The following is a 23,358-nucleotide window of genomic DNA, read 5'->3' on the forward strand; positions in this document are numbered from 1 at the left end:
ACGGAATCTCGAGGCGACCGATCGTCATCGATCGCGCTGATCGCGACCGCGCAACCGGTCGATCTCCCGGCGTTCCCGCTTGGTCGGGCGTCCTGCCCCGCGATCGCGCACCGCGATCATCGCGACGGGGTCTCGGGGCGGAGTGCGGTCCTCGTAGGCGGTGACGGCGACGGGCGCCCCCACGCGCTTGATCAGAGGCTGCTTCACGATGAGGATCCGATCGAAACCAGACAGGCGCACGCGCACCTCGTCCCCGGGCTTCACCGTCTGCGCGGCCTTGGCCCGCTCGCCGTTCACGCGCACATGCCCAGCGCGGCATTCGGCGGTCGCGGCGGAACGCGTCTTGCAGATCCTCACCGCCCACAGCCAGCTGTCGATGCGCGCCGGCTTCACGGCATCCGTCATCGCCTCTCCCTCCGGCTCGCGGTCGTGCGGAGGACGCCCCACGCGATCAGGCCCTGGCCGATCGTGTAGGAGGCCATGACGCCGGGGCTGGTCCAGTCGGGCATCCCCTCGGGGAGGAAGAGACGGAACGCGAGGAGGGAGTCGCTCGCGAGGAAGAAGGCCCCGCCGACGGCGACGATCGGATGACAGCGTGCGGACGTCGCCGCCGTTCCGGCGAGCACCAGCCCGTACGCGGCGACGGCGACGAGAAGACCTCCGGTGTGCGGGCCCAGGAGGATCAGCATCCCGATCCACCACATGAGATAGACGAGAGTCCATTTCGGCAGCCGGCGCATGCGGGCGAAGCGCAGGAAGAGCCAGATGTAACCGACGTGCGCGACGCCGAAGAAGAGGAGCATGAGGGGAAGCTCCGGGGCCCTGGTGAAGAGGGATCCTGCGCTGTCACCGAACCAGGAGAACACGATCGCACCGAGCAGCAGTATGAAGACCGCCCGCGGACGGAGTCTCGGCGCGGTGGCGATGACGGGAAGCGCGAGCAGAGGCATGAGCATCAGCTTCGTCGGTCCCGCCGCAGGCGAGTGCACGGCGAGAGCCGTGACGTGGACGATCGACAGGAGCAGGTACGGGACCCAGACGGCGATGTCGAGAAGACGGATGCCGTGCGGCATCCGCCTCTCCGTCGTCCGTGTGGTGCGAACCGCGGCCATCATGACTCGACCACCACGGCGGTGACTGCCCCGTCGGGATCGTGATTTGCGGCGGGCCGACCGAGCACGGGGTCGTCGATGACCGGATGCTGTGCGCTCATGGTTTCACGGTAGCGCGGCCGCACCTTCGACTTCGTGCACGACGAGGACACGCCCGGCGGGGAGCTCGGCGGTCTTCTGGAATCCCTGGGCGAGGAAGGTCGACAGGGTGCCGTGGAACAGGTCGTTCGCGCGGTGCGTGCCCTCGCTCGTGTCGACGGGGTACGCCTCGATGACGCGGGCCCCGGATTCGGCGGCGAAGTCGACGGCCGTGCGCAGCAGCTGTGCGGTGAGGCTCTTGCCCCGATGCTCCCGGCGTACGACGAAGCACGTGATCGCCCAGACGCTCTCATCGTCGAGGGACTCGGCCGTCGCGCCGGCGATCGCACGCGTACGAAGAATGCGCGTCTGCGCCGAACGCGGTCCGACGCGGACCCACCCGGCGGCCTCACCGTCGACGTACGCGATGAGCCCGGGCGGCGGGCCGGTGGCGATCTCGTCTCGCAGCATGTCGCGTCGTTCATCGAAAGTGGACGACTGCCAGTCCTTGCGTGCGACGACCGGCCAGATGCACTGACAGCTGCGCCCGTCTCCGCCGCCGGAGAGGGAGTGCTGCACGTCGTCCCATCGATCGATCGTCGCCTGCTCTGTGGTGATCATCGTCATGTCCGGCACGCTACGCGGGGGCTCGGACATCGGCAACGACGAGCGCCATGGCGTGTCGTGCGGCCATGCACCACGCCCGGCGATCGTGGTTCGCGGCGGCCCCGTGCGTGGGCTAGGATGGACGAGTTGCCCGCGCTTCGGTGCGGACCGCCACGGGCTGTGGCGCAGCTTGGTAGCGCACTTGACTGGGGGTCAAGGGGTCGCAGGTTCAAATCCTGTCAGCCCGACCAAAAAGTCCCGGAAACTCACCGGTTTTCGGGACTTTTCCGTGGGTGAGATGTGATCCGGCCATCGAAAACGTCGTCTTTTGCTCCCTCTGAGCCGGTGTCCACGCCGGCCGCGTTGTCGCTCGCGCACGCTACCGCGACTGCGAAGGAAAGGTCCGGTTCGTGCAGGCGACCAGGGAGAACCGGAAGGCGGCGGAACGCACGCTGAAAGCGAGGCTCGCGGACCGGAGTCTCTTCAAGCCCACCGGCATCGATCTGACCTCTGACAGCCCGTTCCCGGATCTCGTCGCGTACTGACTGGAAGACCTCGACCTCGAGAATCACCTGACCACGCGGACGCGGCAGCTGTACGAGCGGGACATGGAGAAGCTCGTCGTGACCGTCTTCCGCCCCCCTGACGCTGCGGGAGATCGGTGTCGCGCGGATGCGATCACTTCGTGAAGTCGCCGGCGAAACAGAGGTACTGACGACCGGTGACGTGACCGGTTCGGGGTCGGTCGTGCTGCGTGCCCACCCAGCGGCTCGTCACCCAGGGCTCCGGGCACCGCCCGAGTGAGACGGACCGGCCCGATGCCGGTGAGACACGGCCCGCTCGGTGAGACGCCCTCCGGATCCGGATGCGGATGTCCGGGTTGCGCGTCGGCTCCTGTCATCCATTAGCGTGTTCAGCATGGCTGAGTCGAACGGGCCCGCAGTTCCACCGAGCCGACCGGAAATCGGGGAGCGGAGCCGGACCTCGTTCAGACCAGCGGTTGCGGCCGAAGCCCGGCTGAGGTCGACTCCCTCTGCGGTGATCATGCAGCCCGGCACGGGATGCAACCTCGACTGCCTGTACTGCTATCTCCCTGAACACCGCGATATGCGGCGGATGCCGCTTGCCGTCGCACGGGCCACCGCCGAGACGGTCAATGCCTGGGCTCAGGACCGTCCGGGATTCGAGGTGTTCTGGCACGGCGGCGAACCACTGGCGGTGGGCAGGCGTCACTTCACCGACCTGCTGGCTCCGTTCAGCGGGGTGCGGCACGGCGTGCAGACCAACGCCACGCTGATCAACGACGCGTGGTGCGACGTCTTCGCCGCATACGCGATCCGCGTCGGCGTCAGCATCGACGGCCCACCGGCCCTGTCGGCCGCTCGACGCACCAGGTCCGGGCAGCCCGCCTACGGGCGGATCATGCGCGGTATCGACTGTCTGCGCCGCAACGGGATCAGCTTCACCACGATCGCCGTGGTCAGCGAGCCGGATCCGGAACTGGCCGCGGAATTCTACGAGTTCTTCGTCGGCCTCGGCACCGAGGCACTCGGCGTCAGCATCGAACAGCGAGTGGGAGCGAACACGCGCGTCGGCACAGGCGATCCACGACGAGCACAGGAGTTCTGGATCGCCCTCACCGAAGCATGGATGGCGGACCCCGCGATTCGCATCCGGGAGATCGACCGCAGTCTGCGTCATGTACGAAGAGCTCTCGCCGGGGAGCAGCCGGCGATCACCGACGTCGATCCCCTGCCGACGATCACCTGCGATGGTGACGTCGTGCTGGTCGCTCCGGAGCTCGCCGGCTTCCACGACCCGCTCGGATACGGCGACTTCGATTCCGGCAACGTCCTGGCCGATCCGTTGCACGAGATACTCGCCGAGGCGGGGGATCGGACGACATGGCTGGCCGACCACCTCGCCGCGGTCGACGCCTGCCGGGGTTGCGCTTCCGCGCAGTTCTGCGACGGACCCAGCCCCGCCGACGCCTACTTCGAACGCGGGCGGATCGACCCCGGCCCCACCGATCACTGTCGCACCACCACCATGACTCTGGCCGACACCCTGTGTCGGCCACTGCTCGCTGCGGCATCGTCGAGGATCACGTCGATATGAGCACGCTCGGTCGCGCTCCGCATCGTGACCGACGCGCACGTCATCACGCGGAAGCCCACCACGCGGCACTTCCCCCGGGCTTTCCCACGCCGAACGCAGAACACGGTTGACGACCTGGCTCGACCACCACGACCCGCGCAGGGCCCACCTCCGCCTCGGAGGCCGAATCCCATCGACCGAATCAGCAACAGTCGATGTCAGCGCACTCCGGGCGCATCGAAACCGTCGCACGTGGCGCGGTACGGACGATCGGGCAGATGGATCGCCCACTCCGCATCCGTCAGATTGCGCCCGGCAGCGGCGCAGGCGCGCACGAGGGGATCGTCGCTCTCCTCGGGCGGAGATCCCCCGATGCGGAGCAGGTGGACCTCCTCCCCGGCACCCGAGACGGCCAGCCAGGCTCCGTCCGGAGAGGTGCGCACGAGTTCCGCCTGCAGCGGCAGCGGCACTCCGCTGAGGTCGGGCGCCGACGCGGTGCCGCCGAAGGCGGGCGGGGACTCGAGACCGCCGGGAGTGATCGCCACCGCCGACCCGTCCGGCAGGAAGACGGCCGAGGCTGCCGGGAGGGGCAGATGACCGGTGGAGATGAGCGGTTCGAGCGCCTCACCGGTGTGCGCGTGATAGATCCCCGCGATCGCGCCGTCCTGGGCATCCGGTGCGCCCTGGCGAAGGACGGGCCCGAGGATGGTCTCGTTGTCCGGCGGGAGCACGACGCGAGCATCACCATCCCAGGCGAGCGTCCGTGCGCTGTCCCGCTCGCCGAACTGGTCGACGGTGACGGTGAACTGCCACTGTGCGACGACCTGAAGGCCGGCATCGAGAAGGGCGACCTGGCCTGCGGCGGAGGCGGCGAGAACGCGCTCGCCGGTGCGATCGCCCTCGACGAAGACAGCACGGTCGGTGAACCCGAGCTCTGCGACGGCACGCTCGGCGATGACACGACCGTCCTCGATGAGCGCGACGGAATCACCGCCGGCGACGAATCCGCTCTCGCCCCATGTCCCGACGACGGAGGCGGGGGAACGCGGGCCGGCGAACCCGAGGGCTCCGCCGTCGGCGCCGAACAGATGCACGCGTCCGCCCGCAGCCGCCAGCGTCTCGCCGTCATGCGACCACGCCAGGTCGACGAGCCCGGACGAGCTTTCGGTCTGAACCGGTGAGGAGACCTCTCCCAGTGGCCAGATCCGCAGCATCGAGGTCGCATCGACAGTCGCGATGTGCGTTTCCGACAGTGCGATGTCGATGGGGCGGGAGGCGTGCCCGATCAGGCGGGTCACGTCGTCGGATGTGGTGGTGATCTCCCAGTCGCCGGCGACCTCGGCTGCCAGGGCGAGGGCGTCACGAGCCTGGTCCGTCTCGGCGATCCGCCAGGCCTCGATCGCGAGGAGGCGAGCCAACGCGCCATCAGCACCGGCGACCTGTTGCGCCAGTGCCGCGAGGCGGCGACTGTCGGCATCATCCCGCTGGGCTTCTGCCTCCGCCCGGGCACGGTCGGCCGCGGCGGCCCCCTGCACGGCCAGGACGCCGCCCGCTCCGGCGACGACGAGCAGCACCGCGAGCGCAGCAGCCCCGATCCGGGTGAGGCGTCGGACACGATGCTGGCGGCGGACGTCCTCTCCGACGAGGTCGTCCTTCGTGGTTCCCACGACCGGTGCGACGATCTCCGCGAGCTGATCGAGGAAGACGGGATCGCGGGGCGCAGGCGGATGCATCCGATCGCCCCGGTAGGGCATGTGCCGCGGCTCCGCCGGGAATGCCGTGCGCAACGGCTCGGGGGCGGCGGTCGAACCGGCGGAGAGCTCACCCCGAGCACTGTCCCACTCCCAGGTGCCGGTGGTGACGACGACCTGGAGCCGTTCCACCCCGACCGCGGCGAGGCGCTGCCGGATGGCCGTCGTCACCGCGGCATCCCTCGCGGACTCCGGTGACGCCAGCAGCAGGAACCAGTCGGCGGAACCGGGATCGCCCGCGCGTGTGACGCGGACCGCGCCACGTCGACCGTAGCGGGGGAGTGCGCGGACGAGGGCATCCGCCAGCGGCTGGTCGGGGCCGTCCGCCGCGGCGAGGTAGACGGTGGCGCTCATGAGTCCTCCCCGGTCCCGGCGCAGCCGATGGGGGCATGGTCGACGGCGGAGAAGCCGATGAACTCCTCCCGTGAGACGGCGCCGTCGAGCGCGTCGCAGGCGATGGCGAGCATCCGGGCGGCGTCGGTCGGCCAGAGGCCCGCGGAGGTGCGCACCCAGGAGCCGCCGAGGAGCCAACGGGACTCGCTTCCCGCCGTCGTGTCGTAGCAGCCGCTCTCGGCGTACTCGAGCGCGGCGGGCAGCTCCGCGATCGTCGCCATCGTCGGCGGGTGCACGATGCCGGGCAGCGCGCAACCGTCGGCCGGGGCGAGCGCGAGCGCGTCGTGGGCGTAGTGCAGCGGCCCCGCTCTGCTGATGCTCATCGACGGGCCCGCCGTCTCCAGGGTGTCGGGGGCGAGGATGCGCACCTCCGCATCGTCGCGGACCCACAGGGCCGTCCCGTCATCGGTGAACCGAACGGTGCCGACTCCGGCGACCTCGGTCGTGGCGAGCTCGGTCAGACCGTCGTCACCGATCGCATAGGTGGTCAGACGCGCGCGGAGCGGCGCTGCTGACCAGGCCGGCCCGATACGGGCGGCGATCCTCCCGCCATCCGGGGAGATCGCGAAGGACGACGCCTCCCCGCTGCATCCCGCGCCGTCCGCACCGAGCGGGACGGGGACGGAGCGGACATTCCGCCCGGCGCTGTCCGACACGATCAGTTCCGCGCCTCCGGCCCCGTCGTGCCGGTACACGAACGCATCGCCGTCCGCGGCGAACACCGGTTCCGTGCCCAGCTCGGGGATCGTGCCGAGGGGTTCGGCCGCACCGTCCGGGCCGAGACCGAAGATCCTGCCGTCCGCACCGACCGCGCGCGCACCGTCCGGGGTCAGATAGTGCGTCCGGCCGGGCAGCTCCCAGGTGTCGTCGGCGGAGAGATCGACCACGACGGACCCCGTGGGCGTCGCCAGCGACAGGCGTCCGCCGCCGGCATCCCCCGGCGAGGAGCTCGACCGGATCTGCTCCGGACGGTACTCGTCGGGCAGCAGGGGAGGGAGGTCGACCAGATCGGCGCCGGGACCGCTGATCGCGGCGAGCAGTGCCCCCGTCTGTGCGGTCTCGGGAGCGAGCGCGTACGCCTCGACGGCGAGCGCAAGGGCGGCGCGGGGATCCTGCGCTGAGCGCGACTTCGCCGCGAACTCCCGAGCCAGCGCGGTCTGCGCCGCCGCCTCAGCGGTGGCGCGCTCGGCCGCCGCCGCCTGCCAGCTCACCCCCGCCGCCGTGGCGGCGACGACGGCGACAGCGGTCGCCGTGGCGAGGGCGCCGAGAGCGGAGCGGACGACGGTCCTGGTGCGGCGGCGCTCGGTGGAGTCCCGGTCGGCGACCTGCTGGACCGGCTCGTCACGGATCAGGGCGACGATGCGGGCGATATCGGCGCGGAAGCGCGGGTTGTCCAGCGTCAGCTCGGTCTCCTGCCGCGCCCAGGACAGGTCGATGATCCTCGGAGCGGTTGTGAGCAGCCCGCGCAGCGCGGGATGCGCGGCGTCGGATTCGGCGCTGAAATCCCCGGAATCCGCGTCCCAGCCGAGCGTGCCCTCAGTGAGGACGATGAGGATCCGGTCTGCGCCCTTGGTCGCGAGGCAGTGCTGGATCTCCTGCCCGACCCAGTGCGAGGCCGCCGCCTGCGGTGAGGCGAGGAGGAGGAACCACTCCGAGGCGTCCAGGGCGGTCGTGATCGCGCCCCACAGATCCGGGTCGACGGCGAGGCCGGTCTCATCCCGGAACACCTCCATCGCCCGCCGTTGCCGCCAGGACCGGGCGAATTGCTGCAGACCGCGCTGCAGCGCCGGGGCGAAGGCGCCGTCGGCGGAGTGCGAGTAGGAGATGAATGCCTGATATCCGGACTGCGCCACGTCATGCCCTCTCTTCGGCAGCGGGGGTGATCTGCAGGTCTGCGGCAGTGAGGATGCCGGGCAGGCGTCGTGCCTGGTCACGGCTCTGCTCCGCGTGCATCGGGTCCACATCCGCCCAGTCCGGTGCGGCGGCACCCGGATGTCGGGAGCGGAACCAGCGGTGGTGCTCCGCCTCGGCGAGCGCCTCGACCACATCATCGTCGAGAACCGTGATCGCGGGGAGGAGCGGTGTGCGCGGGACGATGTCGAAACCCAGCTCGCGCAGCATGCCGCGAGCGGCCCGGGCCGCGTCGTAGTTCTGCGAACGGAGCTCGTCGGGCAGCTCCGCCCAGGGGCGGTACGCGGGCTTGGCGGCGCGCTCCTCAGCCGGCAGGGAGCGATTCAGCTGCCGCAGGTATCCGTCGTGCAGCGCCCGTCCGAGGGTCTCGAGTCTGCCGTGCGCGATCTGCTCGTCATCACCGAGCTCTGCGGCGACGTCGAACAGCTCGATCCGGTCATGCCCGTGCAGCAGGCGCACCAGCGAGGGGCCCTCCGTCACCCCCACCACCACGGTGTCCGTGCCCCGCAGCGCCACATCGGCGCAGGAGAGCACGCTCAACGCCTCCGCATCGTCGCGCTCCGAGACGACGACCAGAGCCGGGGGCGTGTGCAACCCGTGAAGGGTCGCGGCGATCTCCCCGCGACTGTCCGGACTCCTCAACTCCTGCACGATGATCCGCGCTGACCCGTGCGTCCCGCCCAGGTCGGTGAGAAGCCGTTCGACGCCGCGGCTGCGAGCGGAGAGCAGCCAATGCACCTCCAGCACATCATCGTCCGCTCGTGCCGACCACTGCCGGGCCGCGGCGGCGATCACGGACCGGGCGACGGCATCGGCGCCGATGACGATGATCGGCGGCGGCGGTCCGGCGGTGGTGAGCAGACCCGCCCACCGGTCGATGATGACCGGGCCGGAACGATCCTCCAGATTGAAGAACTCACGCTGAAACGGTGCACCCGGGTCGTGCATGAGAGCATTCAGGTCGTTCGCGGTGTCGGCATCGGGAACGGCGAGGAAGCAGCAGAACTCCGGCCGGAAGGACAATCTCGGCGAACGGAAGAGGTCTGCCACGGCATCGGCGATGGCCGTGGTCTCGGCCGCGTCCCCGACGAGGACGATGGCCCGGGAAGCCCGGTCGAGGCGTGCGGCGCGCAGGCGGGAGACCTCTGTCGCGCTGCCGACGATCACCGGGATGCCCAGTCGGCGCGCGGCCCGCACATGCGGACCGGCGGCATCGGTCTCGATCACGGCCACGGCTCGGCCTGCTTGTTTCGCGGAGCGTGCGGCGCGCCAGCCGCGTTCCCCCAGTCCCACGATCACGACATGCCCGCGCAGGCTCCGCACGCCCAGGGCCCAGACCCGGTGCCGGGCCACGGAGACGACGGTGCCGATGGCCGCGGTGGCGAGCACGACGGGCGCAGCCCAGCGGGCGATCTCCAGTGCCCAGGGGATCTGCCCGTCGAGCGATCCGTTCTCCAGCAGGAACAGCGATGCGGTGATGTACAACTGCGTGCCGAAGGGGATGCCCAGGTCGTGGATGTCGGAGTACCGGGCGACACCGAACAGGCCCAGGAGGAAGACCGCCGCGACGGCTCCGAGCATGACGATGCCGCCGAGACGATCCCAGAACATCCAGAACCGCTGCCGCATCGCTCGTCCTCCACCAAGGGCCAGTTACCCTGATCCTAGTGAGGAACCGGGAGGAGTGCGGCGCAGTGATCCACGACGAGCACGTGACACAGCTCGCCCGAGCGATGCGGATGCGTGACGCCGAGAGCCGCGGCAGGACCGCCGCGGCATGGGAGCAGCTGGACGCCTCCGAACGAGAGGCGAACCTCGACTCGGCCCGGTTCGCGCCGATCATCCTCACCGCCCTCGGGCTGAGGATCGTCGAAGGCGAGCCCGAAGGACGCCGGGATTCCCTCACCGACGAGGAACTGGATGCGGGCGCGCGGCTGGAGCATCTGCGCTGGTGCCGCTTCACCCGTCGCGCCGGTCGCAGCGGGCACCCGGACCTCGTGCCCTGGGAGGAGCTGGACGAGCCGACTCGGGAACTCGACCGTCTTCGGATCCGAGCGCTGCCGGAGGTGCTGGCAGCGCTCGGATACTCGGTGATCGGCCATGACGGCGCATCCTGATCGGCACAGGCTTCTCGCCATCGACGGCGGCGGAGTGCGCGGCGTCGTCGCTCTGGAGACCATCGCCGGCATCGAGCGGGTGCTCCGCCAGGAGACCGGTGACCCCGACCTGCGGCTCGGCGACTGGTTCGACTACATCGCCGGTACGAGCACCGGCGCCATCATCGCCGCCGGACTCGCCCTGGGGCGTTCGGCGGAAGAACTCCTCGAGCTGTACGTCACGCACTCCAGGGCGATCTTCCGCTCCTCGCGCTGGAGCTCCCGCATCCGGCACCGCTACGATCACGCCGGGCTCGCCGCGCTGCTCAAGCAGGAGTTCGGCGAGACCACGACACTGGGCTCCGAGACGCTGCGCTGCCTGCTCATGATCGGGTTGCGCAATGCCAGCACGGACTCGCCGTGGCCGGTCAGCAGCAACCCCGCGGCCGCGTTCAACGATCCCGGGGCGGCCGATTCGAATCTGCAGCTTCCGCTGTGGCAGCTCGTGCGCGCGAGCACCGCCGCGCCGACGTTCTTCCGGAGCGAGCGCATCGTCTTCGGCAACGGCACCGCATACACCTTCAGCGACGGCGCGACGACCACGCTGAACAATCCCGCCCTGCAGCTGGCGCTCATGGCCACCCTGCCGGAGTACCGGCTCGAGTGGCCCCGAGGGCCGGAGAGGCTGCTGCTGGTCAGCGTCGGCAACGGCGCCTTCGCCACCCGTGCGCTCTCTCAGCTCGATCAGCCGCTGTGGCAGCAGGCGACGGCCGTGCCCGCCGCTCTGATCAACAGCGTGTCCGTGCAGCAGGATCTGCTCTGCCGTGTCCTCGGCCGGACTCGCCACGGTGCACCCATCGATGCGGAGATCGGAGATCTCCACAAGCCTTCGATCGACGACCCGATGTTCAGCTACGTCCGCTATGACGCCGCCGTCACCGATGCGGAGCTGCGCAGGCGCGGGCTCTCCGCCGAGGTGGCCAGGGCGGGCCGCCTGGACGCGGTCGATGCGATCCCGGTCCTGCGGCAGCTCGGGCGCAGCATCGCCGCGGATGTGCGAGCCGAGCACTTCGCGGGGTTCATCGGCCGACACCCCGCATAGGGCGATCTGGCGCGCACGCGCGCCTTGCCGATATGTTGGAGCAGGTATTCGACCATGGCGGCCGGACAGACCCCCCTCGTACCGGGCCGCACCGAAAGGAGCTCGGCTTTGGCGAGTGTTGTCTCAGGCATGTCCCCGGCCGCACGAGCGCGACGCAAACGCGGATTGCTCATCTGGGGCATCATCATCCTTCTCATCTGGTTCCTGTGCTCGCTCGCCTTCGCGTCCATGCTGGCGCCCGCCGCACCGAGCTTCGCCTCCGCGTTCATGGCGGGCCAGGGCATCGGAGGGGTGTTCTTCCTGCTGGGAGCCATCCTGTTCCTCATCGGCTTCATCGCCGAGCTGCGAGCGCGCGCCTTCAACCGCCGCGACATCGCCCAGGCGAACGCTCTGCATCACAGGCTCGTCGACTTCTCCCGGACACCGCGGTCCGCCCTGTACTCCGCCCCCGGTGACAGCGTCGTCAGCGGGGCGAGGATCATCGAGATCGAACGTCACTTCGACCAGCAGACCGAAGGAGCGATCACGGGTGCGCTGGAGACCAGCATGCGCATGTTCTCCACCTCCTTCGGCGTGTCCTCCGCGACCACCTACGCGCACGACGTCGACACGGCCCGCACCTACGGCTCGAGCTCCTCGTTCACCTCCGGGAGCATCAACGGCACGACGATCGCGAACCTCTCGATGAGCCAGACGACTCGCGCCAACCTCATGGGCGACGCGCTCTTCGCGGTCTTCGAGGTGAACGGCAACGACACCTACCGGGTCGTGTCGATGTCCGCATCCGGCGTACGCGACTGGATGGCGGAGCTGATCCTCGCCGTCTCCGAGCACTTCGGCGGGCAGGCCACCCACTCGGGGAACGTCGTCGCCTCGTGGGTGCCCACGATCACCCAGCAGTTCGGGCCGCAGGACGTGTCCTACGCCACCGACCGGCTCAAGGCGCTCGCCGCCCGCCCATACGAGGACCGGGAGTCCGTGGCGTTCGCGGGCACGACGATCGGGCGCAACGCCATGATCGCCACGCACATGCGCATCGGCGACGCACCACCGCTCGAACTGCTCCCGTCCGTGTTCCCGAGCAGTTTCGGCGCGGCGCTGGGCGCACCGGAACAGCCCGCTGCTCTGCCGCAGTCGGTCGGAGGAGGCCGGTGAGGCGGCGCGCGGCGGCGGCCGGCGCGATCCTCTGCGCAGCGCTGCTCCTGGCGGCGTGCGCCTCAGCATCGCCCCATGCGAAGGCGCCGACCGATGCCCCCGCCGACGTCGCGGAGACGCCGGAGGCGCCCTCCCTGACCGGTGCGGACATCCAGGCCTGGATCGCGAACGCCGAGTGGTCGTTCGCCGACCGCGGACTCGAGGAGCCGATCACGATCGTTTTCGAGGACGGGAAGGCGAGCGACGACGTCATGCGCGTGTACGAGATCGGCGTCGGCGTCGAATCCGATGCCGACGGCGACGGGGTCGTCGACCTCGCCGTGCCCGTCACCCAGCTCGACGGCAACGGCTTCCAGGAGCTGTGGTACGTCTGGCTCGGCAAGGACATCGATGCGGATGCCGTGGCCGAGCAGGTCTGGTACCCCATCGCGCGTACGGTCCGCTGCGGTGACGTCGTCCACTCCGTAGAAGGCACCGACGGCGGCTTCCTGATCGACCAGACCCTCTGGATGCCCCACACCGATCAAGGGCGCGACTGCGCCGGCGGCGGAACCGGGACGCAGACCCGCGAGATCGCCATCATCGACGTCGACGGCGTCGCCTACCCCGTGCAGACCGCGCCCGTCCCGGCCTGGGGCGGTGTCTGTCCGCGTTCGGAATGGCTCGACGGCATCATCGATGACACGGTCGACGGACGGGTCGCACCGCCGGCGTCGGCTCCGCAGGCCATCGCTCCCGGCGACCCGGTCGGGCTCTACGAGCTCCCGCCGGCACCGCTTCTCACCGCAGACGGTGCGCGGTTCTTCGGCTTCCAGGGCGACCTGCCCGGTGAGGCCGGCGAGCAGCAGGTGCTGATGCACTGCGCGTTCGGATGAGGCCGGAACAGCGGTGGGCAACGGATGAGGACACCGACATGAGACCGCTCCGCTACTCGATCAACGTCACGCTCGACGGCTGCTGCAGCCACGAGGCGGGGCTGCCACCGGACGCCGACTCGATGCGCTACTGGGCCGACCAGATGGCCAAGGCCGACGCGCTGATCCTCGGCCGGACGACGTATCAGATGATGGAATCGGCTTGGCGCCGGCCGGCGACAGGCGATTGGCCGGGCTGGATGGGGGAGCGGGAGCTCCCCTTCGCGGAGGCCATCGACCGCGCGCCGAAGCATGTCGTCTCGAGCACGCTCGATTCGGTGGACTGGAATGCCGAGCTGCTGCGCGGCGACCCGGTCGCTGCGGTACGGCACCTCAAGGCCCAGCCCGGCAGGGGCCTGTGGGTGGGAGGCGTGACACTGCCGACGGCGCTGGCGGAACAGGGACTGATCGACGAGTACGAGTTCCTCGTGCATCCGGTGCTCGCCGGCCGAGGCCCCACCCTGCTCGCCGGTCTCCACCAGCAGGTCCGGCTCGAGCTCGTGGAGCGGCGCGACTTCCCCTCCGGCGCCGTCGCCGTGCGATATCGGCCCCTGCACGCCACCGCCTGACGGCCGCGACGCGCGCATCCGTCATCCCGGCGACGGCATAGGACCCTGCACCTACCCGACGCGCCACGCCGTCCAGCACAATGGCAACCATGACAGTGCGCGTGCTCATCGTCGACGACCACCCGGTCGTCGTTGGAGGCCTGCGCGCCCTCCTGGAGACGCTGGACGGCATGGAGGTCGTCGGTCAGGCCTCGGACGGCGCAGGTGCCGTGCGGGAGGTCGCCCTGCGGCATCCGGATGTGGTGGTGATGGACCTGCGGATGCCGGGAATCGACGGCGTCGAGGCGACGCGCCGGATCGCCGCCGGGTACCCGGAGACCGCCGTGCTCGTACTGACGATGTTCGCCGAGGACTCCCTCGTCGCGGAGGCGCTCGCCGCCGGAGCGCAGGGGTACCTGCTCAAGGGCGCCGAGCAGGAGGAGATCGAGCGGGCGATACGCGCCGTCGCCGCCGGCGACGCGATCTTCAGCCGCGAGGTCGCCGATCAGCTCCTCCGACCGCGCGCGCCGCAGCGCGCCGCCCTCCCGCAGCTGACCGAGCGAGAGCGGGAGGTCACGCACCTGCTCGCGGCGGGACGCTCCAACAGCAGCATCGCGCAGCGGCTCGCGATCTCGCCGAAGACGGTCAGCAACCACATCTCCGCGATCTTCCTCAAACTCGGCGTCGCGACCCGCGCGGAGGCGATCGTGATCGCGCGGGACGCCGGCCTCGGGCGCGAGGACGAATAGGGCGTCACGAGCACCTGCATCGTGACGCCCCGCTCATGCCCGCTTCCTGGGTCTCGGAATCGGCGCGGCCTCCCAGATGTCGTCCGGGGTGCGCAGCACGTGCCATCCCAGCACCCCCATGCCGATCGCCGTCGTGCCCCAGCCGATGAAGTCCAGCCAGGGGATCCCGCCGAAGGTGGCGACCAGATGCACGATCTGCGACACCGTGAACAGCAGTCCGAACCACAGCGGCATGAACCGCGTCCTCATCGCCAGGATGCCCAGCAGGATGACGCCGGTGATGTGCCCGAGAACGAAGATCAGCACCGGGACGAATGTGATCGGCCCTTCGAAGGCCGCCTCGCTGAGAGCATCCGAACTCGCCCGGTCCAGGCCGGTCCGGACGGCTCCCCACGCGATGCCGTCCATGATCGACAGCGCACCCATCGCGATGTACGCCGGGGTGAGGATCGCCCCGGTGACGGTCGCGAGGATCGGCGCACGGCGCATCATCAGATGCACGGCGGCGATCGCGCCGCCGACGAGCGAGAACAGCGCCAGCCAGTTCCACAGCGAGGCCGCCCACTGCCCGGAGGGGTCGGCGACGATCTCGTCATAGGTGTCCGACCCGTCGCCGTGCAGACGCAGGAACGCGAGGATCAGAGGCCCGACGGGCATGAGGATCGCGGCGGTCACCCGCCGGAAGCGGCGCGAGTCGCGAGGCGTGCGCTCCTGCGCGCGGGTCGCCTCCGCGCGTGAGACCCGGCCGCTCATGAGTCCCGCCGCCCGAGCCCGGCGAGGATGAGCATGGCGATCACGATCGTGATCACGATCCCCAGCGCCGCCGCGATGATCGCGCCTGCGGGAACACCCGGCACGAAGAACGCCGGCAACCCGCCGAGCGACCCGACCACGCCGAACACCGCCACCGTGATCGCGGCGCGTCGCGAGCCCCGCCACGCGGGAACGGCGAGGGCGATCACCCCCAGATTCAGGAGCAGTCCGACGATGACGATCGCGAGGGCGATGCCGCCGGCGGCCGCGAGCTGCTGGGTGGCATCGGCGAGTCCGAGGACCGCCAGGAGCGCGGCGAGTACGAGTCCGATGCGCAGCAGGACGGTGCGGCGGTTCACGGATGCGGTTGGTGCGGACATGAGGTTCCTTTCCCGAGGACGACCGCTGTTCGGCCGACTGATTCCGAGCATCCGCCGTCGGCATCACCCGCCGGATGAGAGCGCGGCCGGAGTCGCTCGGGCTCTTCGCCCGGCCGCCTGGGGGCACGCCCCTACCCGGCGCACCCGTGCATGGGACAGAATCACACTCATGACCGAGGACGACGCGGACCCGCGCCGCGGCTGGACGCTGGTCGGCGCCGGCGTCGCGGTGCTGCTGCTGACCGTCGCCGCGGCGGGGGGAGCTGCACTGGGCTGGGGATGGTCGGACCTCGTCGAGACGTACACGTTCACCAACCTGCTCATCGGCGCCGCGTTCGTGCTGTCGGGGAGCGTGATCGGCTGGCATCGGCCGCGGAACGCCGTGGGAGTGCTGTTCGCGCTCGCAGGGCTCGCGCATCTGATCTCCGCGGCCTGCTATCCGCTGGTGCTCATCGGCGTGTCGGGCGGCTGGCCCGCGCCGCTGACCCGGGCCCTGGCGGGGCTGTTCAGCGGCAGCTGGCCGATGGGGCTCACCGCGCTCGCGCTCGTGGCGCTGCTGCGCTTCCCCGACGGCAGGACCGCCGGTGCGCCCCGCTGGCTGTGGCGCGTCGCCGAGGTCTGGATACTCGTCAACGGCGTCCTCAGCGCCTCGAGCGGGCTGGTCTCGCCCGCACCGCTCATCGCGGGCGATCCGGCGACGGTCTCGCTGTTCGCCGTCGCCGAGTTCCCCGTCGAGTTCGTCGACGAGCTGACCGGTGTGCTGGGCGCACCGACCGTCTTCCTCGTCATCGCGGCTTTCGTCGTGCGGTGGCGTCGCGGCGATGACCGCGCCCGTCGTCAGCTGCTCTGGCTCTTCCTCGCGTTCTTCGCGATGCTGCTCCTGAACAGCCAGCGCTGGCTCACCGACGACGGCCCGATCCTGCTGCTGGCGAGCACGGCGTTCATCCCCGTCGCGATCGGGATCGCCATCGTCCGCGAGCAGCTGCTCGACATCCGTCTGGTCTGGTCCCGCACGCTGACCTACAGCCTGCTGATCCTCCTGGTCGTGGGCCTGTACGCGGGGCTCGTCGCCGCGGTCGCATCGGTGGTTCCCCCCGAAGCCGATCGCCCGGTCACGATCGTCGCGGCCGTCGCGGTGGCACTGCTGTTCAATCCGCTGCGGATCCTGCTGCAGCGACTCATCTCGAGGGCGTTCTTCGGCACCCGCGGCGATCCGGTCAGGACCGCCGCCGACGTGCCGACCGATGGTGGGCTCGCGGATGTGCTCGCGCATCTGCGGGCGACGCTGCGCCTGTCACATCTGGCCGTGGCGCGAGACGGGCGGGTCCTCGCCGAGGACGGGGCGGCTCCCCCCGAACGCGACGCGGTCGCGCTGGCCATCGCCGCGGAACCGGGAGCGGAGCTCGTGATCGGCCTTCGAAGCGGGGAGCGCAGCCTGCACCGGAAGGACCGTCAGGCGCTCACGCTCGTGCTGCCGTCCATCGGCCTCCTGCTACGCGAGCAGCGTCTGCTGGAGGAGGTCCGCAGGACCAGGGCGCTCTCGGCGCAGGAGCGCGAGCGCGACAGGGCCCGGCTGCATCGCGACCTGCATGACGGGCTCGGCCCGCTGCTGACCGGGGTCGCGCTGCGACTGGATGCCATCGCGAACCTCGTCGGCCGACGCGATGACCGGGTCGACGATGCGATCGCGAGGGCCCGTGCCGAGGTGCGCCTGGCTCTCGACTCCGTCCGACGCGTGGTGTACGGCCTCCGGCCGGTCGCCCTCGGCGAGGGGGGACTCGTCGGCGCATTGCAGGAGCAGGCGCGCGGCGAGCAGTCCCCGGTCGTCGACGTGCACGTCGACGAGCCGCTGCCGGAGCTCTCACCGGCCGTGGAGCTGACCGCCTACCGCATCGCCATGGAGGCCCTCGCGAACGCGCGGCGCCACTCCCGGGCATCCGCCGTGTCGCTCACGCTGCGGACGCAAGCGGGTGACCTGCGCATGGTGATCGAGGACGACGGCGGGGAGACGTTCGGAACGGTCGTGCCGGGGGCCGGGATCCGGTCGATGCGCGAGCGTGCGGAGGAGCTGCGCGGCCAGGTCATCGCCGAGCCCACAGCACGCGGCTGGCGGGTGGAGGCCACCATCCCGCTCGCCTGAGCGGGTGTCATCCTGCCGACGTGTTCCGGACAGGACCACGCCGTCGGCCTGCCGGTCGTCTCACGACGGCTGATCGCGGGAGAGATACGCGATGGCCGCGAGGACCCTGCGGTGGGCCCGGCCGTCATCGGGGAGGTCGAGCTTCATGAAGATCGTGCGCATGTGCGTCTCGACCGTGCGCTCCGACAGATGCAGCGCCTCCGCCACCGCCGTGTTCGACCTGCCCTCGGCCACGAGCGCGAGCACGTCGCGCTCGCGCGCCGTGAGCCGACCGAGCGAGCCGTGCGCGGACTCCTGCACCAGGGCGCGCACGACCGTCGGATCCAGGGCCGTACCGCCTTCGGCGACTCTGCCGAGGGCCTCGCAGAACTCGGACACGTCGAGCACCCGGTCCTTGAGCAGGTACCCGAAACCGGGGGTGCCGATGAGCACCCGGCAGCCGTGCAGCTCGATGTGCTGACTGAGCATCATGATCCCGCACTCCGGCAGGCGGCGGCGCAGCTCCACCGCGGCGACGGCGCCATCGCGCACGCCGGCCGACGGCATCCGGATGTCGATGATCGCGACATCCGGGAGACAGCGCTCGACGGTCTCCGTGATCGCATCCGCACTGCGGGCGATCGCCACCACCCGGTGGCCCTGCCGTTCCAGGAGGGCGGTGAGCCCCTCTCGGAACAGGGCCCCGTCCTCCGCGATCACGATGCGCACGGGATCTCCGCGGTGACCCGTGTTCCCCGACGGCCCGGCTCAGGGCCCACCCGCAGAGAGCCGCCGATGGCCACCGCCCGGTCCGTGAGCCCGGTCGGCACCGTCGTCACCAGCCCCGTGCCGTCGTCGGTCACGCACAGCGTCAGGCGGTCCCCTTGATGCGAGAGCCGCACCTGAACGCGGTTCGGCCGCGCGTGCTTGAGGGCGTTGGTCACCGCCTCCGCGGCGATGAGGTACACCGTGGCGGACTGCGCCTCCGACAGCTCGGGGAGGGTGCATACCTCCACGTCGACGGGAATCGGGCCCGTCATGCGCAGCGATGCCAGCGCCGCCGCCAGACCGTCCTCGAGCCTGCTCGGCCGGACGCCATGCGCGATCCTGCGGATCTCCTCGGTGGTCTCGCGCAGCTCGTGGACGATCCGCTCCAGGCCCGCCGCTGCCGCATCCGACACGTCGGACTGCACGGCGCGCACGAGCATGCCGATTCCGATCAGGCGCTGCTGCACGGCGTCGTGCAGGTCATGCTGGAGTCGTCGCCGTTCCGCCGCAGTCGCCTCCGCGAGCCGTGCGTTCACGGCGCGGGCGTCCTCAGCGGCGCGGCGCAGCACGGTGTCGAGCCGGCAGAGCTCCAGTGCCAGCGTCAGCGGCTGCGCGAGTTCCGCGATACGGCGCCGAAGCCGTGGTGTCCGGATGCTGAGCTCGATGCGCGCGATGCGTTCGGCTCCGCGCTCGATGTCGAGGTACGGGGCGTGCGGATCCGGCGTCGTCGGCGTGCCGTCCGGCAGCATCCACTCCGATGCCCGGGGCTCCAGGATCAGCACTCGAAGCCCGGAATCCCTGCAGGCCAGGCGCAGCGTGTCGGTGACGGCGGACGGCGGCCGGGTGCCGTCTCTCACCTGTGCGGCGAAACGTGTCGCCAGCGTCACGGCATCGACGTTCTCACGATCGATGAGCCGGTGGATGCCGACGCGCAGCGCACGGTGAGCGGGAAGCAGGACCAGTGCCGCGGTGAATGCGGCCAGTGTGATCCCGACGGTCGTGTACGACGGCAGCAGCTCCGTCACCCCGAGCACGAGCACGGCGAACGCGGCTGCTGAGATCACGAACGAGGACAGCCAGGCGATGGACTGGCCGAGGATCCAATCGATGTCGAAGAGGTCGTGGCGGAGAACCGCGATCGTGACGGCGAGAGGGAGCAGAACGAGGATCGCGAACAGGAACGGTGAGAAGGAGACCGCGAGAGGCAGGTCGGCCAGCTGCATGCCCCATCCGGCGATCAGCAGCACCATCACCCCCGAACCGGCCAGCAGGAGCCAGCGGATCTGGCGTCTGCGGGCTGCGGATCCGGCGCGGTGGCGGGCGAGGAGGTCGATGACCGCGAGCAGCATGCTCGTCGCGATCAGCGCCATGCCGACCAGGACCGCCGGCTCGGAGCCGGAAGCCTCCGCGGAGACGCGGCCGTCCTCCTGCGGCACGTCCCACAGGCCGACCAGCACCAGCAGCGCCCCCGTGCCCCAGCTCCACGGCAGTGCGCGCACGATGCGCTGGAATCGTCGCGAACGGCCGGAGTCATCAGGGAAGACCAGCAGCAGCGCGAAAGCCCCCGCGAGATTGACGGGCCACGCGCCGGCCCACCAGTGCGCGGCCACGGAGGCGCCCGGCAGAGGCGCCGATGTCGCCGCGGATGCCGCCAGCACGTCGTTGATCGCGACGAGCACGACGGCCGCGCTGCTCCAGGCCAGCGCCGGTGCGACGGCGGAATCCGGATGGACTCCGTGGATCACCCAGCCCAGACCGACGGCGACCCCCGCGAGGGCCGCGATGCCCCAGAGCGCGGGCTCGTCCCGCATCGCGCCCAGCAGCGCGCCGACCGCGATGACGGCGGATGCGAGCGCGGTCAGGACTCCGAACCGCAGGCGTCTCACGGCTCGATTCTGCCGGTTCGACCGCGCATCCGCCTCCGTGCGAGCACTGAAGGCCCCGCACGGGGCGAACTCCGGTGCGGGCGCGGATGCCGGGACGGCGCCGCTCCGGAAGTCTCGGATGCATCACGTCGACTCTTCCAGGAGGAAGCATCATGAATCTCATCGTCGCCCCGATCCTCGCCATCCTGATCGGCCTCTTCGTCCGCTCGAAGTTCCAGGCAGTGCTGCTGTACCTCGTCATCGAGGCGCTCTTCTTCACCTACCAGACGCTGTCCGTGCTGATGTCGTGGATGGGCGGGGAGGGAGGTTTCGGAGGTGCGACGGAACAGGGCGCGTTCGGGCCGGCACCCGACGGGTTCCCGCTGGAGTACAGCGCGAGCGAGCTCAGCGCGTACGGCCTGGTCAACCTGACCATCATCCTCGTGGGCACGGGGCTCATCCTGCTGATCTGCTGGCTGAGGGGGCGCAGCCGGGTCAAGAAGCACAGCGTTCAGGTCGCCTGAGCGCGTGGGGTCGCCGACGGCATGCCCGGTGGCCATGGCCGCCCGTCGCCGGGGCGGCGGCCCTCACCAGGGCAGATCGCCGTGCCCCGATGCGAACGTGCCGGTCGGCCCGTCCGGGGAGACCATGGCCATCCGGACGATGTGTCGCGCGCCGACCTCCACGCTCTGCGTGCCGGTGTTCCCGTTCAGATCGGTCCGCGTGAAACCGGGTTCGACGGAGTTGACGCGGAACCGGGGGAGGGCCTTCGCCAACTGGATCGTGATCGTGTTGACGACGGCCTTCGACGCCGGATACGCGATGCCCGGATAGAAGTGCGTGGGTCCGGACGGATCGCTCAGCATCGACAGCGACGCCAGGCCGCTGGCGACATTGACGATGACCGGTGCCGCCGAGCGCTCCAGGAGGGGGAGGAGCGCATGTGTGACGCGCATCGTGCCGAACACGTTCACGTCGAACACCGCCCGCACGTCCTCGGCCGTCGTCTCCGCCGGCGCGAGGATCGTGTTGCCCGGTCCGCGTCCTTCGACGCCCGCGTTGTTGATGAGGACGTCGATCCCGCCCTCGCCCGCGATCCGTTCCGCCGCGCGGGCGACGGAAGCTCCATCGGTCACGTCGATGCGGATGAAGGTCGCTCCCAGCTCGGCGGCGGCCGCCATGCCTCGGTTCTCGTCCCGCGCTCCGAGGAGCACGGTGTGCCCGGCGGCGATGAGCTGCCGGGCGGTCTCCTTGCCGAGGCCCTTGTTCGCCCCGGTGATGAATGTCGTCGTCATGATCTCCACCCTTCCGCGGGGCTCGGGCGCGGAACAGTCGTCGGCCTGTCCTGGGACTGTCGGACCCAGGACAGGCCGTGTCGTCAGGGGGCAGGATGGAGAGATGGAATCGGAGTTCGGGGCCGCTCTGCGGGCGTGGCGGGATCGGCTGAGCCCGCACGAGCTCGGCCTGCCGACAGGCGCCCGGCGTCGCGCATCCGGGCTGCGCCGGGAGGAGCTCGCCGGGCTCGCGGGGATCTCCGTCGACTATCTGACCAGGCTGGAGCAGGGGCGGGCGCAGGGCCCGTCGGATCAGGTGGTCGCCGCGCTGGCGCGAGCGCTGCGGCTGTCCGACCGGGAGAGAGGGCTGCTGTTCGGTCTGGCCGGGGTCGCCCAGCCCGGCCCCGGCATGATCCCCCGGCACGTCGCGCCGAGCGTGCAGCGGATGCTGGACCGCTTCACCGGGACGCCGGTGATCGTGTTCGACGCGTCCTGGACGCTCATCTCCGCGAACGACGCCTATCGCGCAGTCATGGGTGACACGTCCGCCTGGGTGGGGCATGAGGCCAACGGCGTGTGGCGCGCCTTCACGGGCGCCGGCACGCGGGCACGACTGACCGCCGAGGAGTCGGAGGAGCAGCGACGACGGCTCGTCCTCGACCTGCGTCTGGCGGCTGCCCGCTACCCGGGCGACCCCCGCCTGCGCGACCTGATCCGCGACCTGAGGAGACGGTCGCCCGACTTCGGTGAGCTGTGGGACGAGCCCGGCGGTGAATCGGCGCCCGCGCGACGCAAGGTCATCGACCATCCCGAAGTGGGGCCGATCGGCCTCGACTGCGATACCGTCGAGGTCGCCGGTGATGACCTGAGGGTCATGATCTACACGGCCGTACCCGGCACGGAGGACGCGAGCAGACTCGCGCTCGCCGTGGCCCTGGGGGTGCAGCCTCAGGCCGCTTCCGGCGACGGGAGCGGCCGCCGGTCATCCCGGTGAGGCGACCCGTTCGGCTGCTGCGGCCAGCGTCTGCATCATGATCCGGCTGGCCGCCTGAAGGATGGGGAGCCCGCGCATGCGCGGCAGGACCTCGCGGAGGTCATCCGCCGAGATTCTGCTCATGACTTCGAGCATGCCGCCCAGGACGAATCGCATGGTCGCGAGCTCCTCGTCGTTCACGTCGGAGCTCTGCAGCCGGAAGGCGTCGAGCCAGAGGCTGCGGATGGAGTCCTTCAGGATCTCCCGCAGCTCGGAGGTGGAGTTCGGGCCCGCCACGGTCAGCATGTGCCGCAGCCGATCGTCTCCGATCGCGTTCAGCATGACCTCTTCGACCTGTGCGGACTCGAAGCCGAAGCCTCCCGCGATCAGACGGGGGATCTCGGGCACCAGCTGGTTCGCGACGGCGCTGCGGGCCAGGTCCTCCAGGTCGGCGTAGTGGTAGTAGAACGAGTTCCGATTCACCCCCGCCGCCTGCACGAGACCGCTGACGGTGATCTCCTGGAACGGCATGGCGCGCAGCTGGGCGAAGAACGCGGTCTCGATGCGCGTCGTCGCCGGAGGGGAGCCGTCTTTGCGGGGCCGTGCCATGAGTGCTCCTGGGTTACTGGGCGATTCGCGTGAGTCTGTCTGTTTTTATTGTACAGCGTGTCTAATAGCCTGGAGGTTCCGAGACGACGGACTTCAGGACAGGGA

22 protein-coding genes and 1 tRNA gene are annotated in these 23,358 nt (G+C 70.5%); 11 read left to right on the forward strand and 12 right to left on the reverse strand.

Features of this window, described 5'->3' with window-relative positions:
- Nucleotides 1-24 precede the first annotated feature (24 nt).
- The 3 genes from ABD770_RS11405 to ABD770_RS11415 form a co-directional block, all read right to left on the reverse strand.
- The gene (locus ABD770_RS11405; RefSeq protein ID WP_344819681.1) at nucleotides 25-405 is read right to left on the reverse strand and encodes an RNA-binding S4 domain-containing protein; all 381 of its coding nucleotides are present in this window, start codon (nucleotides 403-405) and stop codon (nucleotides 25-27) included.
- Nucleotides 402-1,073: a lysoplasmalogenase family protein gene (locus ABD770_RS11410; RefSeq protein ID WP_344819682.1), complete on the reverse strand. Its 672-nt coding sequence runs from the start codon at nucleotides 1,071-1,073 to the stop codon at nucleotides 402-404. The genes ABD770_RS11405 and ABD770_RS11410 overlap by 4 nt, the downstream gene beginning before the upstream one ends.
- A gap of 144 nt (nucleotides 1,074-1,217) precedes the next feature.
- On the reverse strand, nucleotides 1,218-1,817 hold the full coding sequence (locus tag ABD770_RS11415; protein WP_344819683.1) for a GNAT family N-acetyltransferase: 600 nt from the start codon (nucleotides 1,815-1,817) through the stop codon (nucleotides 1,218-1,220).
- Nucleotides 1,818-1,970: 153 nt separating this feature from the next.
- Here ABD770_RS11415 and ABD770_RS11420 point away from each other — a divergent pair.
- Together ABD770_RS11420 and ABD770_RS11425 are read left to right on the forward strand one after the other, a co-directional pair.
- Nucleotides 1,971-2,047, forward strand: a tRNA-Pro gene (locus tag ABD770_RS11420).
- Nucleotides 2,048-2,840: 793 nt separating this feature from the next.
- Nucleotides 2,841-3,914: a radical SAM protein gene (locus ABD770_RS11425; RefSeq protein WP_344819919.1), complete on the forward strand. Its 1,074-nt coding sequence runs from the start codon at nucleotides 2,841-2,843 to the stop codon at nucleotides 3,912-3,914.
- Nucleotides 3,915-4,111: 197 nt separating this feature from the next.
- Here the strand turns inward: ABD770_RS11425 and ABD770_RS11430 are convergent, their stop codons facing one another.
- From ABD770_RS11430 to ABD770_RS11440, 3 genes are read right to left on the reverse strand one after another with little or no spacing between them, the layout of a single operon-like run.
- A complete protein-coding gene (locus tag ABD770_RS11430; protein WP_344819684.1) occupies nucleotides 4,112-5,998 on the reverse strand; it encodes a WD40 repeat domain-containing protein in 1,887 nt (628 codons plus the stop codon).
- Complete coding sequence (locus tag ABD770_RS11435) at nucleotides 5,995-7,890, reverse strand: TIR domain-containing protein (protein ID WP_344819685.1); 1,896 nt, start codon at nucleotides 7,888-7,890, stop codon at nucleotides 5,995-5,997. The genes ABD770_RS11430 and ABD770_RS11435 overlap by 4 nt, the downstream gene beginning before the upstream one ends.
- A 1-nt stretch (nucleotide 7,891) precedes the next feature.
- Nucleotides 7,892-9,577: an NAD-binding protein gene (locus ABD770_RS11440; RefSeq protein WP_344819686.1), complete on the reverse strand. Its 1,686-nt coding sequence runs from the start codon at nucleotides 9,575-9,577 to the stop codon at nucleotides 7,892-7,894.
- Between the two features lie 65 nt (nucleotides 9,578-9,642).
- Here ABD770_RS11440 and ABD770_RS11445 point away from each other — a divergent pair, with 65 nt between their 5' ends.
- The 6 genes from ABD770_RS11445 (at nucleotide 9,643) to ABD770_RS11470 (ending at nucleotide 14,512) form a co-directional block, all read left to right on the forward strand.
- A complete protein-coding gene (locus tag ABD770_RS11445; protein ID WP_344819687.1) occupies nucleotides 9,643-10,065 on the forward strand; it encodes a hypothetical protein in 423 nt (140 codons plus the stop codon).
- Nucleotides 10,049-11,146 (forward strand): patatin-like phospholipase family protein, encoded by a 1,098-nt coding sequence (locus ABD770_RS11450; RefSeq protein ID WP_344819688.1) that lies wholly within the window; start codon nucleotides 10,049-10,051, stop codon nucleotides 11,144-11,146. The genes ABD770_RS11445 and ABD770_RS11450 overlap by 17 nt, the downstream gene beginning before the upstream one ends.
- Before the next feature lie 108 nt (nucleotides 11,147-11,254).
- Nucleotides 11,255-12,301: a hypothetical protein gene (locus tag ABD770_RS11455; RefSeq protein WP_344819689.1), complete on the forward strand. Its 1,047-nt coding sequence runs from the start codon at nucleotides 11,255-11,257 to the stop codon at nucleotides 12,299-12,301.
- Nucleotides 12,298-13,176 (forward strand): hypothetical protein, encoded by an 879-nt coding sequence (locus tag ABD770_RS11460; protein ID WP_344819690.1) that lies wholly within the window; start codon nucleotides 12,298-12,300, stop codon nucleotides 13,174-13,176. The genes ABD770_RS11455 and ABD770_RS11460 overlap by 4 nt, the downstream gene beginning before the upstream one ends.
- Before the next feature lie 38 nt (nucleotides 13,177-13,214).
- Nucleotides 13,215-13,784, forward strand: coding sequence for a dihydrofolate reductase family protein (locus ABD770_RS11465; RefSeq protein ID WP_344819691.1), 570 nt, complete (start codon nucleotides 13,215-13,217; stop codon nucleotides 13,782-13,784).
- An 89-nt stretch (nucleotides 13,785-13,873) separates the two neighbouring features.
- Entirely contained in the window at nucleotides 13,874-14,512 is a 639-nt protein-coding gene (locus ABD770_RS11470) for a response regulator (protein WP_344819692.1), read from the forward strand.
- Nucleotides 14,513-14,545: 33 nt separating this feature from the next.
- On the opposite strand, the gene ABD770_RS11475 is transcribed toward ABD770_RS11470, so the two are convergent.
- Both ABD770_RS11475 and ABD770_RS11480 read right to left on the reverse strand, forming a co-directional pair.
- Complete coding sequence (locus ABD770_RS11475; protein WP_344819693.1) at nucleotides 14,546-15,265, reverse strand: hypothetical protein; 720 nt, start codon at nucleotides 15,263-15,265, stop codon at nucleotides 14,546-14,548.
- On the reverse strand, nucleotides 15,262-15,645 hold the full coding sequence (locus ABD770_RS11480) for a hypothetical protein (protein WP_344819694.1): 384 nt from the start codon (nucleotides 15,643-15,645) through the stop codon (nucleotides 15,262-15,264). Before ABD770_RS11480 ends, ABD770_RS11475 begins: the two co-directional genes overlap by 4 nt.
- A gap of 169 nt (nucleotides 15,646-15,814) precedes the next feature.
- Here ABD770_RS11480 and ABD770_RS11485 point away from each other — a divergent pair, with 169 nt between their 5' ends.
- Entirely contained in the window at nucleotides 15,815-17,785 is a 1,971-nt protein-coding gene (locus tag ABD770_RS11485; RefSeq protein WP_344819695.1) for a sensor histidine kinase, read from the forward strand.
- Nucleotides 17,786-17,845: 60 nt separating this feature from the next.
- Here the strand turns inward: ABD770_RS11485 and ABD770_RS11490 are convergent, their stop codons facing one another.
- Together ABD770_RS11490 and ABD770_RS11495 are read right to left on the reverse strand one after the other, a co-directional pair.
- On the reverse strand, nucleotides 17,846-18,493 hold the full coding sequence (locus ABD770_RS11490; RefSeq protein WP_344819696.1) for a LuxR C-terminal-related transcriptional regulator: 648 nt from the start codon (nucleotides 18,491-18,493) through the stop codon (nucleotides 17,846-17,848).
- Nucleotides 18,481-20,418 (reverse strand): ATP-binding protein, encoded by a 1,938-nt coding sequence (locus tag ABD770_RS11495; protein WP_344819697.1) that lies wholly within the window; start codon nucleotides 20,416-20,418, stop codon nucleotides 18,481-18,483. Before ABD770_RS11495 ends, ABD770_RS11490 begins: the two co-directional genes overlap by 13 nt.
- A gap of 152 nt (nucleotides 20,419-20,570) precedes the next feature.
- On the opposite strand from ABD770_RS11495, the gene ABD770_RS11500 reads away from it, so the two are divergent.
- Entirely contained in the window at nucleotides 20,571-20,921 is a 351-nt protein-coding gene (locus ABD770_RS11500) for a hypothetical protein (RefSeq protein ID WP_344819698.1), read from the forward strand.
- A 63-nt stretch (nucleotides 20,922-20,984) separates the two neighbouring features.
- On the opposite strand, the gene ABD770_RS11505 is transcribed toward ABD770_RS11500, so the two are convergent.
- Nucleotides 20,985-21,692 (reverse strand): SDR family NAD(P)-dependent oxidoreductase, encoded by a 708-nt coding sequence (locus tag ABD770_RS11505; RefSeq protein ID WP_344819699.1) that lies wholly within the window; start codon nucleotides 21,690-21,692, stop codon nucleotides 20,985-20,987.
- A gap of 103 nt (nucleotides 21,693-21,795) precedes the next feature.
- On the opposite strand from ABD770_RS11505, the gene ABD770_RS11510 reads away from it, so the two are divergent.
- A complete protein-coding gene (locus ABD770_RS11510; protein WP_344819700.1) occupies nucleotides 21,796-22,665 on the forward strand; it encodes a helix-turn-helix transcriptional regulator in 870 nt (289 codons plus the stop codon).
- Here the strand turns inward: ABD770_RS11510 and ABD770_RS11515 are convergent.
- Nucleotides 22,654-23,253 (reverse strand): TetR/AcrR family transcriptional regulator, encoded by a 600-nt coding sequence (locus ABD770_RS11515; RefSeq protein ID WP_344819701.1) that lies wholly within the window; start codon nucleotides 23,251-23,253, stop codon nucleotides 22,654-22,656. The genes ABD770_RS11510 and ABD770_RS11515 overlap by 12 nt on opposite strands.
- Between the last annotated feature and the right edge of the window lie 105 nt (nucleotides 23,254-23,358).

Source organism: Microbacterium soli (genome assembly GCF_039539005.1).
In the GTDB taxonomy this organism is placed as follows: domain Bacteria; phylum Actinomycetota; class Actinomycetes; order Actinomycetales; family Microbacteriaceae; genus Microbacterium; species Microbacterium soli.

Bases quoted from the DNA above. Each gene is read 5' to 3' on its own strand.
- ABD770_RS11500 (WP_344819698.1), top strand. From the start codon at position 20,571: ATGAATCTCATCGTCGCCCCGATCCTCGCCATCCTGATCGGCCTCTTC.
- ABD770_RS11515 (WP_344819701.1), bottom strand. From the start codon at position 23,253: ATGGCACGGCCCCGCAAAGACGGCTCCCCTCCGGCGACGACGCGCATC.
- ABD770_RS11465 (WP_344819691.1), top strand. From the start codon at position 13,215: ATGAGACCGCTCCGCTACTCGATCAACGTCACGCTCGACGGCTGCTGC.
- ABD770_RS11425 (WP_344819919.1), top strand. From the start codon at position 2,841: ATGCAGCCCGGCACGGGATGCAACCTCGACTGCCTGTACTGCTATCTC.
- ABD770_RS11410 (WP_344819682.1), bottom strand. From the start codon at position 1,073: ATGCCGCACGGCATCCGTCTTCTCGACATCGCCGTCTGGGTCCCGTAC.
- ABD770_RS11480 (WP_344819694.1), bottom strand. From the start codon at position 15,645: ATGTCCGCACCAACCGCATCCGTGAACCGCCGCACCGTCCTGCTGCGC.
- ABD770_RS11405 (WP_344819681.1), bottom strand. From the start codon at position 405: ATGACGGATGCCGTGAAGCCGGCGCGCATCGACAGCTGGCTGTGGGCG.
- ABD770_RS11485 (WP_344819695.1), top strand. From the start codon at position 15,815: ATGACCGAGGACGACGCGGACCCGCGCCGCGGCTGGACGCTGGTCGGC.
- ABD770_RS11470 (WP_344819692.1), top strand. From the start codon at position 13,874: ATGACAGTGCGCGTGCTCATCGTCGACGACCACCCGGTCGTCGTTGGA.
- ABD770_RS11450 (WP_344819688.1), top strand. From the start codon at position 10,049: ATGACGGCGCATCCTGATCGGCACAGGCTTCTCGCCATCGACGGCGGC.
- ABD770_RS11430 (WP_344819684.1), bottom strand. From the start codon at position 5,998: ATGAGCGCCACCGTCTACCTCGCCGCGGCGGACGGCCCCGACCAGCCG.
- ABD770_RS11415 (WP_344819683.1), bottom strand. From the start codon at position 1,817: ATGACGATGATCACCACAGAGCAGGCGACGATCGATCGATGGGACGAC.
- ABD770_RS11475 (WP_344819693.1), bottom strand. From the start codon at position 15,265: ATGAGCGGCCGGGTCTCACGCGCGGAGGCGACCCGCGCGCAGGAGCGC.
- ABD770_RS11505 (WP_344819699.1), bottom strand. From the start codon at position 21,692: ATGACGACGACATTCATCACCGGGGCGAACAAGGGCCTCGGCAAGGAG.
- ABD770_RS11510 (WP_344819700.1), top strand. From the start codon at position 21,796: ATGGAATCGGAGTTCGGGGCCGCTCTGCGGGCGTGGCGGGATCGGCTG.
- ABD770_RS11440 (WP_344819686.1), bottom strand. From the start codon at position 9,577: ATGCGGCAGCGGTTCTGGATGTTCTGGGATCGTCTCGGCGGCATCGTC.